Raw genomic sequence first — 13,890 nt, 5'->3', positions numbered from 1 at the left:
CAACGACTACAACATCGAGAACTGGTCGTACGGCAAGACGCAGGGCGTCTACAACATGATCCGGGACTTCAAGTCCCGTGGTGTGCCGATCGACTGCGTGGGGTTGCAGACGCACTTCACCGGCGGCAGCTCGCTGCCGGGCAACTTCCAGACCACGCTGTCGAGCTTCGCCGCGCTCGGCGTCGACGTGGCGCTGACCGAGGTCGACGTCACCAACTCGTCGACCAGCCAGTACGCCGGGCTGACCCAGGCGTGCATGAACGTGCCGCGCTGCATCGGCATCACGGTGTGGGGCGTGCGCGACAGCGACTCGTGGCGCTCAGGCGAGAACCCGCTGCTGTTCGACGGCGGCGGCAACAAGAAGGCCGCGTATACCTCGGTCCTCAACGCCCTCAACGCGGCCGCCCCGACCTCGGGGCCGACCACGACCCCGACCACGGCACCGCCGCCCAGCGGTGGCGCCGGCCGGATCATCGGAGCCCAGTCGGGCCGGTGCGTCGACGTACCGAACGCCACCCAGACCAACGGCACCCGGGTCCAGCTCTGGGACTGCAACGGTCAGTCGAACCAGCAGTGGACGTACACGTCGAACAAGCAGTTGATGGTCTACGGCACCAAGTGCCTCGACGCGAACGGCGCGGCCACCGGCAACGGCACCGGAATCATCATCTGGGACTGCAACGGCCAGTCGAACCAGCAGTGGAACATCAACTCCAACGGCACCATCAGCGGCGTGCAGTCCGGGCGCTGCCTGGACGTCTGGGGCACCGGCAACGGCCAGCAGATCCAGCTGTACGACTGCCACGGGCAGACCAACCAGCAGTGGCGGACCGACTTCGGTGGCGGGACCACGCCGCCCCCGAGCACGCCGCCCCCGACCACGACGCCGCCGCCGGGCGGCTGCGCGCTCCCGTCGACCTACCGGTGGTCGTCGACCGGGCCGCTGGCCAACCCGCAGAACGGCTGGGTCTCGCTCAAGGACTTCACGAACGTCGTCTACAACGGCAAGCACCTGGTCTACGGGTCGTACGTCAACAGCAGCGGCCAGTACAGCTCGATGAACTTCAGCCTGTTCACGAACTGGTCCGACATGGCCTCGGCCGGCCAGAACGGAATGAGCCAGGGCACCGTGGCGCCCACCCTGCTGTACTTCGCCCCGAAGAACATCTGGGTGCTGGCGTACCAGTGGGGACCGACCTCGTTCAGCTACAAGACGTCGAGCGACCCGACGAACGCCAACGGCTGGTCCTCGGCGCAGACGCTCTCCACCGCCACCCTGCCCGACGCCCCGTACGGCGTCATCGACCAGACGCTCATCGGCGACGACCAGAACATGTACCTGTTCTTCGCCGGTGACAACGGCAAGATCTACCGGTCGAGCATGCCGCTGGGGAACTTCCCGGGCAGCTTCGGCTCGAACTACACGACGATCATGACCGACTCGACGAACAACCTGTTCGAGGGCGTCGAGGTCTACAAGGTGGCGGGCCAGAACCAGTACCTCATGATCGTCGAGGCGATCGGGAGCCAGGGACGCTACTTCCGGTCGTTCACGTCGAACAGCCTGAGCGGCTCGTGGACCCCGCAGGCCGCCAGCGAGAGCAACCCCTTCGCCGGCAAGGCCAACAGCGGCGCGACGTGGACCAACGACATCAGCCACGGTGACCTGGTCCGCACCAACCCCGACCAGACCAAGACCGTCGACGCCTGCAACCTCCAGTTCCTGTACCAGGGCAAGAACCCCAGTGCGGGAGGCGACTACAACCTGCTGCCGTGGCGGCCGGGTGTGCTGACCCTCCAGCGCTAGGCGCCACACCGTAAGAGGAAGGCGTGCCCGGCACCCGTGCGGTGCCGGGCACGCCCTTTCCGGTGGGCCGGCCCGGCCGGCGGGCGGACGGCGCCGACCCGGGGCAAGCTGAGTCGGTGGAGCGCATGCTGCTGACCGTCGGGCACGGGGCCGCCCACCGGGACCAGCTCGGGGACCTGCTGGCCGGCGCGGCTGTCACCCTGATCGTGGACGTGCGCCGCTACCCGGCCAGCCGGACCAACCCGGACGTCCGCCGCGAGGCCCTGGAGCACTGGCTGCCCGAACGTGGCATCGGCTACCGCTGGGAACCGCGCCTCGGCGGCCGCCGGCACGTCCGCGCCGGCGAGCCGGAACCGGACACCTGGTGGACGGTCGCGGCCTTCCGGGCGTACGCCGCGTACACCCGCACGCCCGACTTCGACGCGGCACTCGACGAGGTGCTGGCCGACGCCGCCCGGGAGACCACAGCCGTGATGTGCAGCGAGAGCGTCTGGTGGCGCTGCCACCGGCGGCTGATCGCCGACGTCGCCGTGCTCGGCCGCGGAGTGCCGGTGTCGCACCTCATGCCGGACGGCCGGCTCAGCCCGCACCGGCCCGCCGAGGGCGCCCGCCGGCTGCCCGACGGGCACCTGCTCTGGGCCGGCTGACTCAGCCGGCCAGGTCCTCGGCGAGCAGGTCCATCAGCAGCGCGTCGTGCCAGCGCCCGTCCGCGCCGCGCTCGTAGCGGCGCATGATGCCCACCGGACGGAACCCCACCTTCGCGTACGCCCGGATCGCCGCCGTGTTCGCCGCCGCCGGGTCGATGGTGAACCGGTGGTGGCCGTACTCGTCGATCAGGTGCCGGACCAGCGTGCGGATCGCGTCGCCGCCCAGCCCCGAGCCGCGTACCGCCGGGTCGAGGAAGACGTCCAGGCTGGCGTGGCGGTAGTCCGGGTCGGTCTCGGCGTACCACTGGATCGCGCCGACCAGCTTGCCGTCGTGCTCGACGGCGTAGATCGTCACCGAGTCGTCGGCCAGGTCCGCCCGGACCGACGCGGCCAGGTCGTCACCGCCGCGCCACCAGCGGCGCACCTCGGGGGTGGCCCGGATCGCGGCCAGGGCGGGCACGTCGGCGTCGGTCACCGGCCGCAGCGTCACCGCCCGCCCGCGCAGCACGCCTCAGCCCCGCCGCTCGCCGTGCTCGACGCAGACCGCCGACCAGCCGGACGGCACGACCTGCACCTTCATCCGCCGCCGGCAGGACGCGCACCAGCGCGGCGGTTCCCACGCGCGGGCCGCCTCGCACGCCGGGTGCGGCCCGGCCGCCACCGACTCGCCGCACCTGTCGCACCAGAGCGCGGCGGGGGCCGCCGTGGCGGGGGAGGATTCGGTCACCGCTGCCTCACAGGGTCGCCGAGAGCGCCTTCACCGGCATCTTCAGGTCTTCCAGCAGCTTCAGGTCGGCCGTGGCGGGCCGCCCCAGCGTGGTCAGGTAGTTGCCGACGATCACCGCGTTGATGCCGCCCAGCAGACCGTCGCGGGTGCCGAGGTCACCGAGGGTCAGCTCGCGGCCGCCCGCGTACCGCAGGATGGTGCGCGGCATGGCCAGCCGGAACGCGGCGATGGCGCGCAGCGCGTCCTTGCCCTCCACCACCGGGCGGTCACCCAGCGGCGTGCCGGGGCGCGGGTTGAGGAAGTTCAGCGGCACCTCGTGCGGGTCCAGCTCGGCGAGCTGCGCGGCGAACTCGGCCCGCTGCTCGACCGTCTCGCCGAGGCCGAGGATGCCGCCGCAGCAGACCTCCATGCCGGACTCGCGGACCATCCGCAGCGTCTCCCAGCGCTCCTCCCACGAGTGCGTGGTGACCACGTTCGGGAAGTAGGAGCGGCAGGTCTCCAGGTTGTGGTTGTAGCGGTGCACGCCCATCTCGACCAGCTCGTCGACCTGCTCCTTGGTGAGCATGCCGAGCGAGGCGGCGACCTGGATGTCGACAGCGGCGCGGATGGCGGCGACGCCCTCGCGCATCTGCTTCATCAGCCGGGCGTCCGGGCCGCGCACGGCGGCCACGATGCAGAACTCGGTCGCCCCGGTCGCGGCGGTCTGCTTCGCGGCCTCGACCAGCGCCGGGATGTCCAGCCAGACCGAGCGCACCGGCGAGGTGAACAGACCGGACTGCGAGCAGAAGTGGCAGTCCTCCGGGCAGCCGCCGGTCTTCAGCGAGACGATGCCCTCGACCTCGACCTCCGGACCGCACCAGCGCATCCGGACCTCGTGGGCGAGCTGGAGCGCGGCGGGCAGGTGCTCGTCGGGAAGGTTCAGCACCGCGAGGACACCGGCCTCGTCGAGGCCGACGCCGTTGCCCAGCACCCGCTCCCGGGCCTGGTCGAGGATCTCTGGCATGGCTCGTAACCTAACAGGCCACCGTGAGCGCGGGAAACCACCGCCGCCGGCCCTCCGGCGAGCCGGGACCGCGCCACGCCGGGGCCGCCGGGGCGGGTGGTAACTTCGCCCCGCGGAAGCGCCCGGCGGGGGGCGTGAAGTCGGCGGGAGGGGACGGCACGGTGGCGGACTGGCTGGCGGCCCTGGACCGCCGCGCCGAGCTGCGGGCCCGGGCGGGGCTGACCCGCACGCTGCGCCCCCGCGCCGCCGACGACGCCGTGGTCGACCTGGCCGGAAACGACTACCTCGGCCTGGCCACCCACCCGGAGGTCACCGCCGCCGCAGCAGAGGCCCTGTCCGCGTACGGGCTGGGCGCCACCGGGTCGCGTCTGGTGCGCGGGTCCACCGACGCGCACCACGCGCTGGAGGACGACCTGGCCGGCTGGCTCGGCGTCGACCGGGCGCTGGTGTTCTCCTCCGGATACCTGGCCAACCTCGCCGCCGTCCGGGGACTGACCCAGCCGCGGACGCTGCTCGTCTCCGACGCCCACAACCACGCCTCGCTGATCGACGGCTGCCGGATCTCCGGCGCCGAGACGCTCGTGACCCCGCACGCCGACGTCGCAGCGGTGGCCGCGGCGCTCGCCGCCGCGCCGGGCCGCCCGGCGGTGGTGGTGACCGAGTCGGTCTTCTCCGTCGACGGCGACCTGGCCCCGCTCGCGGAGCTGCACGCGGTGGCCCGCCGCCACGGCGCGCTGCTGCTCGTCGACGACGCGCACGCGCTCGGCGTCACCGGCCCGGCCGGAGCCGGCGGGGTCGCCGCCGCCGGGCTCGCCGGCGCGCCCGACGTGGTGGTCACCGCGACGCTGTCCAAGGCGCTCGGTGGGGCCGGCGGCGTGGTCGCCGGGCCGGCCGAGTTCGTCCGCCACCTGGTGGAGACCGGCCGCACGTTCATCTTCGACACCGCGCCGCCGCCCGCGGTGGTGGCCGGGGTCCGCGCCGCGGTGCGCCTGGCCCGCGACGGCGACGCGCTGCGCGCCGAGCTGGCCGACCGGGTCGCCGCGGCGGTGCGCCGGCTCGGCGCGGCCGGGCTGTCCGTGTCCGCCCCGGACGGCGCCGTGATCTCGGTGACCGCGCCCGGCCCGCAGGAGGCGACCGCCTGGGCCGCCGCCTGCCGGGAACAGGGTGTGGCGGTCGGCTGCTTCCGTCCCCCGTCCACGCCGGACAGCCGCTCCCGGCTGCGGCTCACCGTCAGCGCCGGGGTGGACCGGGCCGGCTTCGACCGGGCCCTGGACGTGATCGTGGAGTGTGCGCCATGAGCCTCGGCGACGCCTGGACCGGGCCGGTGCTGGTGACCGGCACCGACACCGAGGTCGGCAAGACAGTGGTGACCGCCGCCGTCGCCGCCGCCGCGCAGGCGGCCGGCCTGCGGGTCGCGGTGGTCAAGCCCGGCCAGACGGGTACGGCGACGGGAGAGCCCGGCGACGTCGACTCGGTGACCCGGCTGGCCGCCCCGCTGACCGGCCGGACGCTGGCGAGCTACCCCGATCCGCTGGCCCCGCTGGCCGCGGCCCGGGTGGCGGAGCTGCCGCCGCTGGAGCTGTACAACGCGGTCGACGCGATCCGCGAGGAGGCGGACAAGCACGATCTGGTGCTCGTCGAGGGCGCGGGCGGGCTGCTCGTACCGATGGGGTTGCGCCCGTCCGGCGAGCCGTGGACGGTGGCCGATCTGGCGGTGTCGCTCGGCGCGCCCGCGGTGGTGGTGGCGCGGGCCGGGCTCGGCACGCTCAACCACACCGCGCTGACGCTGGAGGCGCTGGAGCGGCGGGCCGTCCCGGCCGGCGTGGTGATCGGGGCCTGGCCGACCGAACCGGAACTGGTGCACTGGCTCAACCTGTCCGAGTTGCTGCCGAACCTGCTCGGCGCGGTACCGGCCGGCGCGGGCGGGATGGACCCGGGCGTGTTCCGCCGGTCCGCGCCCGGCTGGCTCACCCCCGCCCTGTACGGCGTGCTCGACGACTGGCGGGCCTGGGCCGAGGAGTAAGGAAGGGCCCCTTCTTAACGCCTCCGGTAGAGGAAGGGCCCCCTGTTAACACCCGCAGGGCTCAGGCGCGGCGGACCACGAACGCGTCCGGCATCCGGAAGGTGAGGTTGTCCGGGCACCACGGTGGACGGACGACCGTCACGTCGTCGAGCAGCGCGGTGGCCTCGGCGACCACCACTGCGGCCTCCATCCGGGCCAGCTGCGCGCCGACGCAGCGGTGCGGCCCGGCGCCGAACGCCAGGTGCCGCCGCGAGCCGGGCTGCCCGGGGCGGAACTCGCCCGGCGCGTCCACCACGGCCGGGTCGCGGCCGGCGCGGGCCAGCCAGGCCACGATGCTGGTGCCCGCCGGTACGGGCACCTCGCCGAGCATGGTGTCGACTGCCGCCACCCGCCGCCAGGTGACGATCGGCGGCTCCAGCCGCAGCCCTTCCTCGACCACGTCGTCCACGCCGATCTCACCGGCGCGCAGCCCGGCCCGTACCGCGGGTTCGCCGGACAGCCGGTGCAGCAGCAGGGTGAGGAACTGCGAGGTGGTCTCCTGGCCGGCGACCAGCAGGAAGAACAGCGCCCCGACGACCACGTCGGGGGAGTGCCCCGCCTCGCGGAGCCGCGCGGCGAGCCCGCCCCCGGTGGCGGCGAACTCCCGCAGCACGGTGTGGAACCGGCCCACCTCGGCGGCGAGCGCCAGCTGCCGGGACTCGTCAAGCGGCGCCCAGAACAGCTCCAGCGCGGCCCGGGCGAAGTCCTTCACCGCGCCGACCGGGGCGCCCGGCAGCTCGACCAGCCGGGCCAGCACCAGCAGCGGCAGGTCGGCGGCGAGACCCGCGTACAGGTCGACCGGGCGGCCCGCGTCCAGCGCCGCCGCCAGGCCCGCCACCCGCTCCCGGACCAGCCCGGTCAGCCACCGGCGCTGGGCGTCCACCCGGTGCGGGTGCAGCGCGTCGGCCACGATGCCGCGGATCTCCGGGTGGCTCGCGCCGCCGTTGTTCGCCAGCGTCGGCGGCAGCCGGAACCGGTGCCCGGCGAGCACCCGCAGCGCGGCCACCGGGATCGGGGTGACCGCGTCGAGCGCGTTGTCCGGCCGGAACGTCACCGGGTCGGTGAGCAGCCTGCGTACGAGCGCGTGCCGGGTCACCACCAGGTGCGGCACGCCGACGTGATCGACAACGGTGGCCGCGTCGGGCCACGGTCCGTCGACGGACTCCCCCCAGCCCCGGAACAGCACGCGGTAACGCTAGCGGCGGGCGCCGGGCGGGTTCGGGTCCAGCTCCCAGACGGTGGTGTGCTTCACCCGTACGCTCTCCAGCGCCTCCGACACCGGCACGTCGTACGCGGCCAGCTCGTGGAAGCGCTCGCGGGGCAGGAACGCCCGGCCCGGATCGCCCACCAGCACCCGGGCGCCGGAACGGGCGGCCCGGAGCAGGAAGCGCAGCATCCGGCGGGCCATCGCCTCGCTGTAGAAGACGTCCCCGGCCAGCACCACCTCGGCGTCGCCCGCGTCGGAGTCGAGGATGTCGCCGAGTTCGGCGTCGACGCGTACCCCGTTGGCCTCGGCATTGAGCGCGACGGCGGCCACGGCCCGCTCGTCCACCTCGACCGCCCGGACGGCGGCGGCGCCGGCGCGGGCGGCGGCGACGGCGACCAGGCCGGAGCCGGAGGCCAGGTCGAGCACCCGGCGGCCGGCGACCACGTCGGGGTGGTCGGTGACGTAACGGGCCAGGCCCTGCCCGCCGGCCCAGGCGAACGCCCAGAACGGCGGCGGCTGGGAGCTGCGGAACTCGCCCTCGGTCAGCTCCCACAGGCCGATCGGCTCATCGGCCTGGTGCAGCAGCACCTCGGGTACGAACGCCACGGGGGCGAGGCGGGCGTGCAGCCGGACGAACGCGGCGGACAGCTCGGACATCGGAGAATTGTGTCCCACCCGGGTTCCGGAACCGATCCCGGGCGTGTCGCGGCGAGGTCGTGACCGGTTCACCACGCTCGGTGAAATGACCCCCGTGTTGTGGCGTTGGATGCGAACACGCCCGTCTACCGGCGTGCCCGGCGCGCTCCTAGCGTTGCCTGTGGACACGACCGAGGGTGAGGAGGCGTGGTGAGCGGCTGGCGGCACGCGCTGCGGATCGGACTGGTACTGACCTTCGTGGCCGGGACCGGGTACGGCGGAGCCCTGCCGGCGCGGGCGGCGGCGGCCTTCTCCACGGAGTTGAGCGGCCTGCCGGACGAGTTCACTGCCGGGAACCGGGTGGAGACGTTGTCCGCCGTGGTGTCCCGCTCCGACGGGGGCGGCTGTGTCAAGGTGCGCTGGTCGATGCTGGTGCGGGTGCAGGGCCTGCGGCTGGACCAGCTCAAGGTGGACCGGGTGGAGGACAGCGGATCGTTCCCGCTGGAGATCCGCACCGAGGGAGACACCGCCCGGCTCACCGACCGGCAGCTGGACCCGGGTGTGCTCTGTCCCGGCCGTACCGTGACCGCCCGCTACCGGGTGGCGTTCGCCGAGGACGTCGGGCGTGGCCGGGTGAGTTTCGCCGCCGAGGCGTACGACCCGCAGTTGCGGCTGCTGGCCCGGCGGACCGCCTCCCGTGAGGTGGTGGGGGAGGAGGCGACCGAGCCGACGCCCTCGCCGACCAGCGCGGAGCCCACACCGAGCGACGAGCCGTCTTCCGAGGCGCCCGACGAGCCGACCGACGAGCCGACCGACGCCGCGGTGGTGGAACCGCCGGCGCCCGGTGGCGTGGCCGGGCGGCCGGTGGCGGACAGCGGCGGATTCGGCCTGGTGCAGGCCGCGTTCCTGCTCGGCGGGTTGCTGCTGTTCCTCGGCGCCGGGCTGCTGCTGCGGATGCGCCGCCTGCTGCGCCCGTCCGCGCAGACCGAACCGGAGACGCTCCCGCCCCCCTTCGAACGCCCCCGCCCCCGCTGGCACTGACCCGCCGGCGGGTGGGGTCAGTCGAGCTGGCTGGGCTCCAGGCCCAGCTCCCGGGCGGCCACCAGGCGGATCCACTCGGCGATCTGCCGGCGGGTGATCACCCGCTCGTGCACCGCGAGCTGGACCGCCAGCCCGTCCATCACCGCACTGATCCGCCAGGCCGCGCCGGCCGGGTCGGGGCAGTCGAACGTGCCTTCGGCGACCCCGTCGCTGATCACCGCGGCCAGGTCCTGCCGCCACCGCAGGTCGAGGCGGCGGGAGAGCTTCTCCAGCTCCGGCGTACGCAGCGACTCCGCCCAGCCGTCGATCCACATGGACCAGGAGGTGGCCCGGCCGGTCGGCGCGTAGAGGCGCAGCATCCGGCGCAGCTTCGCCAGCGGCGGGGCGGAGGAGCGCAGCACCGCGTCGAGACGGGCCAGGTCCTGCTCGACCGCGTACGCGAAGGCCTGCGCGAGCAGCCGGTCCTTGGTCGCGAAGTGGTAGAAGACGAGCGCCTGGCTGACCCCGGCGGCCTCGGCCACGTCCGCGGTGCGGGTGTTGGCGAGCCCTCGTTCCGCGATCACCTCGCAGGCCGTACGCAGCAGCGCGTCCAGGCGGATCTCGGCGGCTCGTCTCGTCACGGCGTTACGGTAACCCATCTGTCTGACCACAGGGAGTTACCGAAGCGGCCGGTCGGCGGCGGGACAGTCGGATGCCGGACACTCGACTCGCCGAGCGGATTCCGCAGGTCGCGGCCCTGCCCACGGGCCTTCGACGGCAGCCACCCAGGCTCCTAGGAAGCCCGCGCCATGAGGCGCCGGCAACATCCGGACGCGCCGGAAGGGCCCCCGAGTTGGCAACCGTTCCCGGGCTCGGCTAAAGTTCTCATCCGTCACCGGATAACACCGGGGGCGTGCGGACGTAGCGCAGCTGGTAGCGCATCACCTTGCCAAGGTGAGGGTCGCGGGTTCGAATCCCGTCGTCCGCTCGGAGATGCCGCCACGCAGTTCGGGGGCAACCTCGGTGGAGTGGCCGAGAGGCGAGGCAACGGCCTGCAAAGCCGTGTACACGGGTTCAAATCCCGTCTCCACCTCGCAGTAGACGAGGGCGATTGGCGCAGTGGGAGCGCGCTTCCTTGACACGGAAGAGGTCACTGGTTCAAACCCAGTATCGCCCACCAGCGGAAAAGGCCGTGCCGAGTGATCGGCGCGGCCTTTCTCGTCGTCATCGATCAGTCCAGTGCCGCGCCGCTGGCCATTGCCGCGGCCGGATCGCCCCACCCAGACTGGCCCGGTGGACGATCAGCAGACCCGAGCCCGGCAGTTCCGTGCCCTGCACCTGCCCGGTGAGCCACTGATCCTGGTCAACGCCTGGGATGCGCTGAGCGCCCGGATCGTCGCCGCAGCCGGCGCCCGCGCGATCGCGACCACGAGCGCCGGGGTCGCGTGGAGCCGCGGCGCCCCGGACGGCGACGCGCTCGCCCGGGACACCGCCGTCGACGTGATCCGCCGGGTGGTAGACGCGGTCCGCGTGCCGGTCACCGCCGACATCGAATCCGGGTACGGCGACAGCCCCGCCGAGGTCGCCGAGACGGTCACCGCGGTGCTCGCCGCCGGGGCCGTCGGTGTCAACGTGGAGGACTCCCGGCACGACGGCGGGGGGCCGCTGCGCCCGGTCGACGAGCAGGTCGCCCGGCTCGCCGCGATCCGGGCCGCCGCCGACCGCGCCGGCATCCCGCTGTACGTCAACGCGCGGGTGGACACCTGTCTGCGCCGGGCCGGTGGCGTACCCGAGACTGTCGCGCGCGCCGAGGCGTACCTGGCGGCCGGCGCGGACGGGATCTTCGTACCCGGAACCGTGGAACCGGAGACGGTGGCCGCGCTGGCGGCGGCGATCCCGGCGCCGCTGAACGTGCTGGCCGGGCCGGGCGCGCCGCCGGTCGCCGAACTGGCGCGGCTCGGCGTGGCCCGGGTGAGCATCGGACCGGCAGTGGCCGAGGCCGCGTACGCGGTGGCCCAGCGGGCGGCGGCGGAGGTGCTCGGCGCCGGGACGTACGACGCGCTCGCCGGCGGGCTCGACTTCGACGCGTTGAACGAGCTGATGCGGAGCTGACCCGGACGGCACTCCGCGCGCCGCAACCGACCGCGGGCGGCCCTGGCAGAGCGGGCCGGCCGGATCGGGTGATCCGGCCGGCCCGATCCGGGACCGATCAGCTCCGTCGGCCCCGGTCACTGTCACATCGGCGGGGCGACGTCCCGGCGCTCCTCGACCCGGCGGTACTCCACCGGCTGCTCGGCGGTGGTCGTGACCACCTGGCGACGGCGACCCCAGACCAGCGTGGTCATGATGAGGCCGAGGACGCCGGCCGCCATCAGGATCCAGCCGACGACGTCGAGGTCGACCCCGCCGACGCTGGCGTTGAGCGCGAACGTGAGGATCGCGCCGACCGCGATCAGGAAAATGCTCGTACCGATACCCACGACAGCCTCCTTCGGGGGGATGGTTGTGCTGTCACCGGCCTCAGTACCCCGGCGGCGAGCAGCGCAACCACACGGCCACCGGGCGCGGCGGGGGTCTGCCGCACGGCGATCTTGGCATCGGGTAGAGTTCACCCCGTCGCCGGCGCGAACCGGCGGCACGCGGACGTAGCGCAGCTGGTAGCGCATCACCTTGCCAAGGTGAGGGTCGCGGGTTCGAATCCCGTCGTCCGCTCGCGATTGCCCGGGCGATTGGCGCAGTGGGAGCGCGCTTCCTTGACACGGAAGAGGTCACTGGTTCAAACCCAGTATCGCCCACCGAGAGTCACCCTCCCCGCCCGCCGGTGCCGCCGGTCGATCGGCGGACGTATCCCCTCGGACGGTTCGTACCGGCCACATCGGTCACCCGGCTCCACCGTGCGGGTTATTCAGCCGTTGCCACCACGCGTGTCACTGTGATGCCCGATACGCAGGGAGGCGGTCACATGCACATGATCGAGCGGGGACGGTGGCGGCGGACGGCCGCCCGGTTAGGGGTGGCGACTGTCGTCGCGGCTGCCGGGGTGACGGTCTCGGCCGCGCCCGCGCAGGCCACCGCGACACGGACGGTGGCGTTCTTCAGCATGGACGAGCCGACACCGTCGACGGTGCTGACCGACTACAGCGGCAACGGCCGCCACGGCACGATCGGCGGCGAGGTGGTCACCGGCGCGCTCTACGCCGGGGCGACCGGCCACCGCTTCGCCACCCACCTGCCCACCGACAAGGAGTACGTCCCGGGCCACGTCGACCTGGTGCCGCACAGCACCGACTTCAACCCGGACGCCGGGGACTTCTCGGTGACCATCCGCTACCGGACCACGTACTCCTTCGGGAACATCCTCCAGAAGGGACAGGGCAACACGGCCGGCGGCTACTGGAAGTTCGAGGCCCCGAACGGTAAGCCGAAGTGCCTGTTCCGGGGCGCGGACGGCGCCTCCCGGACCGGCTACACGGACGTGCCGATCTCCGACGGCCAGTGGCACACGGTCACCTGCAACCGCACCTCCGCGTACGTGGAGATGTACGTCGACGGCGTGCGGACCAGCCGCCTCAACGGGCCGACCGGCACCATCGCCAACACCTGGCCGCTGTCCGTGGGTGGCAAGAGCCAGTGCGACGGTACGAAGGTCACCTGCGACTACTTCGCCGGCGACATCGACTACGTGAAGATCCTGAAGGGATCGGGCGGCCCGGCCAACCAGGCGCCGGTGGCAGCGCTGACACCCACCTGCTCCGGGCTGGTGTGCACGTTCTCCGGCGCGGCCTCCACCGACGCCGACGGCGCGATCCAGGACCACAGCTGGGCCTTCGGCGACGGTGACACCACGGGCACCGCCTCCGTACCGACCACGTCGCACACGTACGCGGCTGCCGGCACCTACCCGGTCACGCTCACCGTCACCGACGACCGGGGCGCCACCGGCACCGCGACAGTCGACGTGACGGTGGCGCCCGTACCGGAGCGGATCTCGTTCGTCGGCCAGGCCACCGCGAACGCCAACTGGACCAGTCACACGGTCACCGTCCCGGCGGGCGTGCAGGCCGGTGACATGCTGCTGCTCGTGCTCAGCCAGAACACGCACACCGGCACCGGTGAGCCGACCGGGGTGACCGGCTGGACCAGGCTCGACCGCCTCGACGGTGGCTTCGCCACCACCACCGCCTGGTGGAAGACCGCGAGCGCGGGTGACGCCGGCACTGCGGTCCGGGTGACACTGGACAGCCAGGCTAAGGGCAACCTGGTGCTGGCCGCGTACCGGGGGGTGGCACCGGGAGGGCCGGTCTTCGCCAGGGCCACCGACCCGGCGAGCACCGCCACCCGGATCACCCCCTACGCGCCGGTGACCGCCGCGCAGAGCTGGGCCGTGTCGTACTGGCTGCACGGCGACAGCACCTCCACCGCGCTCACCCCGCCGTCCGGCGTGGCGGTGCGCAGCAACACCTCGCAGACCGGCGGCGGCCGGGTGACCGGCCTGCTCGCCGACTCGGCGAGCAGCGTGCCGACCGGCAGCTACGGCGGACTCACCGCCACGGGCGCCGCGGCCAGCACGACCACCACCACGTGGACGTTCGTCCTGCCCCCGGCCTGACCCATCGGGTACGCGAAAAGGCCGGCACCCCGTTGGTTCGGGGTGCCGGCCTTCAGCTTGGTCTCACTTGTTCTCTCAGCTGTTCCAGTGCTGGGCGACGAGGTCGGCGGCCTGCTGCTCCCACTGGGCGTAGTGGTCCGGGTAGGCCGACACCTGGACGGTCTGGGCGGCC

General features: G+C 73.4%; 14 protein-coding genes and 5 tRNA genes. 12 read left to right on the top strand and 7 right to left on the bottom strand.

All coding sequences use genetic code 11. The annotated features are described in order from the left end of the window. On the top strand, positions 1-1,807 hold a 1,807-nt coding region (locus IF06_RS0131260), incomplete at its 5' end, for a non-reducing end alpha-L-arabinofuranosidase family hydrolase (protein WP_030275346.1). 23 nt (positions 1,808-1,830) lie between these two features. After that, positions 1,831-2,454 (top strand): DUF488 family protein, encoded by a 624-nt coding sequence (locus IF06_RS0131255; RefSeq protein WP_013284867.1) that lies wholly within the window; start codon positions 1,831-1,833, stop codon positions 2,452-2,454. 1 nt (position 2,455) lies between these two features. Here IF06_RS0131255 and IF06_RS0131250 read toward each other — a convergent pair whose 3' ends face one another. The 3 genes from IF06_RS0131250 to bioB are packed head-to-tail and all read right to left on the bottom strand — an operon-like array spanning position 2,456 to position 4,184. After that, positions 2,456-2,962: a GNAT family N-acetyltransferase gene (locus IF06_RS0131250; RefSeq protein WP_013284868.1), complete on the bottom strand. Its 507-nt coding sequence runs from the start codon at positions 2,960-2,962 to the stop codon at positions 2,456-2,458. A gap of 3 nt (positions 2,963-2,965) precedes the next feature. Then, positions 2,966-3,181: a hypothetical protein gene (locus IF06_RS0131245; RefSeq protein WP_013284869.1), complete on the bottom strand. Its 216-nt coding sequence runs from the start codon at positions 3,179-3,181 to the stop codon at positions 2,966-2,968. Between the two features lie 7 nt (positions 3,182-3,188). Further along, the gene (gene bioB, locus IF06_RS0131240) at positions 3,189-4,184 is read right to left on the bottom strand and encodes a biotin synthase BioB (RefSeq protein ID WP_013284870.1); all 996 of its coding nucleotides are present in this window, start codon (positions 4,182-4,184) and stop codon (positions 3,189-3,191) included. A gap of 161 nt (positions 4,185-4,345) precedes the next feature. On the opposite strand from bioB, the gene IF06_RS0131235 reads away from it, so the two are divergent. Next, complete coding sequence (locus tag IF06_RS0131235) at positions 4,346-5,482, top strand: 8-amino-7-oxononanoate synthase (RefSeq protein WP_030275342.1); 1,137 nt, start codon at positions 4,346-4,348, stop codon at positions 5,480-5,482. Next, a complete protein-coding gene (bioD, locus tag IF06_RS0131230; RefSeq protein WP_013284872.1) occupies positions 5,479-6,207 on the top strand; it encodes a dethiobiotin synthase in 729 nt (242 codons plus the stop codon). The genes IF06_RS0131235 and bioD overlap by 4 nt, the downstream gene beginning before the upstream one ends. Before the next feature lie 61 nt (positions 6,208-6,268). Here the strand turns inward: bioD and IF06_RS0131225 are convergent, their stop codons facing one another. Together IF06_RS0131225 and IF06_RS0131220 are read right to left on the bottom strand one after the other, a co-directional pair. Beyond that, a complete protein-coding gene (locus tag IF06_RS0131225; RefSeq protein WP_030275340.1) occupies positions 6,269-7,432 on the bottom strand; it encodes a cytochrome P450 in 1,164 nt (387 codons plus the stop codon). Between the two features lie 9 nt (positions 7,433-7,441). Continuing rightward, entirely contained in the window at positions 7,442-8,110 is a 669-nt protein-coding gene (locus IF06_RS0131220) for a class I SAM-dependent methyltransferase (protein WP_013284874.1), read from the bottom strand. 189 nt (positions 8,111-8,299) lie between these two features. Between IF06_RS0131220 and IF06_RS0131215 the strand changes: the two genes are divergently transcribed. Beyond that, positions 8,300-9,130, top strand: a complete 831-nt coding sequence (locus tag IF06_RS0131215; protein WP_030275338.1) for a hypothetical protein — start codon at positions 8,300-8,302, stop codon at positions 9,128-9,130. A 17-nt stretch (positions 9,131-9,147) separates the two neighbouring features. Here the strand turns inward: IF06_RS0131215 and IF06_RS0131210 are convergent, their stop codons facing one another. After that, positions 9,148-9,750 (bottom strand): TetR/AcrR family transcriptional regulator, encoded by a 603-nt coding sequence (locus IF06_RS0131210; RefSeq protein ID WP_030275337.1) that lies wholly within the window; start codon positions 9,748-9,750, stop codon positions 9,148-9,150. A 274-nt stretch (positions 9,751-10,024) separates the two neighbouring features. Here IF06_RS0131210 and IF06_RS0131205 point away from each other — a divergent pair. From IF06_RS0131205 to IF06_RS0131190, 4 genes are all read left to right on the top strand, one after another. Beyond that, positions 10,025-10,097 (top strand) — tRNA-Gly (locus IF06_RS0131205). A 34-nt stretch (positions 10,098-10,131) separates the two neighbouring features. Then, positions 10,132-10,202, top strand: a tRNA-Cys gene (locus tag IF06_RS0131200). Positions 10,203-10,214: 12 nt separating this feature from the next. Next, positions 10,215-10,289 (top strand) — tRNA-Val (locus tag IF06_RS0131195). Positions 10,290-10,402: 113 nt separating this feature from the next. Beyond that, positions 10,403-11,221 carry an isocitrate lyase/PEP mutase family protein gene (locus IF06_RS0131190; protein WP_030275336.1) on the top strand — a complete coding sequence of 273 codons (819 nt, stop codon included), beginning with the start codon at positions 10,403-10,405 and terminating at the stop codon, positions 11,219-11,221. A gap of 122 nt (positions 11,222-11,343) precedes the next feature. Here the strand turns inward: IF06_RS0131190 and IF06_RS0131185 are convergent, their stop codons facing one another. Further along, positions 11,344-11,589, bottom strand: a complete 246-nt coding sequence (locus IF06_RS0131185) for a DUF6458 family protein (RefSeq protein ID WP_013284878.1) — start codon at positions 11,587-11,589, stop codon at positions 11,344-11,346. A gap of 159 nt (positions 11,590-11,748) precedes the next feature. Here IF06_RS0131185 and IF06_RS0131180 point away from each other — a divergent pair. The 3 genes from IF06_RS0131180 to IF06_RS0131170 all read left to right on the top strand — a co-directional run bounded on the left by IF06_RS0131180 (position 11,749) and on the right by IF06_RS0131170 (position 13,718). After that, positions 11,749-11,821: transfer RNA gene (locus IF06_RS0131180), tRNA-Gly, on the top strand. Positions 11,822-11,832: 11 nt separating this feature from the next. Beyond that, positions 11,833-11,904 (top strand) — tRNA-Val (locus IF06_RS0131175). Positions 11,905-12,071: 167 nt separating this feature from the next. Continuing rightward, the gene (locus IF06_RS0131170) at positions 12,072-13,718 is read left to right on the top strand and encodes a PKD domain-containing protein (RefSeq protein ID WP_030275335.1); all 1,647 of its coding nucleotides are present in this window, start codon (positions 12,072-12,074) and stop codon (positions 13,716-13,718) included. Positions 13,719-13,890: the final 172 nt, after the last annotated feature.

The sequence above is a fragment of the Micromonospora globosa genome (assembly GCF_000717585.1).
GTDB classification, from domain to species: Bacteria; Actinomycetota; Actinomycetes; order Mycobacteriales; family Micromonosporaceae; genus Micromonospora; species Micromonospora aurantiaca.
This window is presented reverse-complemented; position numbering and strand designations above follow the sequence as displayed.

Bases quoted from the DNA above. Each gene is read 5' to 3' on its own strand.
- bioD (WP_013284872.1), top strand. From the start codon at position 5,479: ATGAGCCTCGGCGACGCCTGGACCGGGCCGGTGCTGGTGACCGGCACC.
- bioB (WP_013284870.1), bottom strand. From the start codon at position 4,184: ATGCCAGAGATCCTCGACCAGGCCCGGGAGCGGGTGCTGGGCAACGGC.
- IF06_RS0131170 (WP_030275335.1), top strand. From the start codon at position 12,072: ATGCACATGATCGAGCGGGGACGGTGGCGGCGGACGGCCGCCCGGTTA.
- IF06_RS0131220 (WP_013284874.1), bottom strand. From the start codon at position 8,110: ATGTCCGAGCTGTCCGCCGCGTTCGTCCGGCTGCACGCCCGCCTCGCC.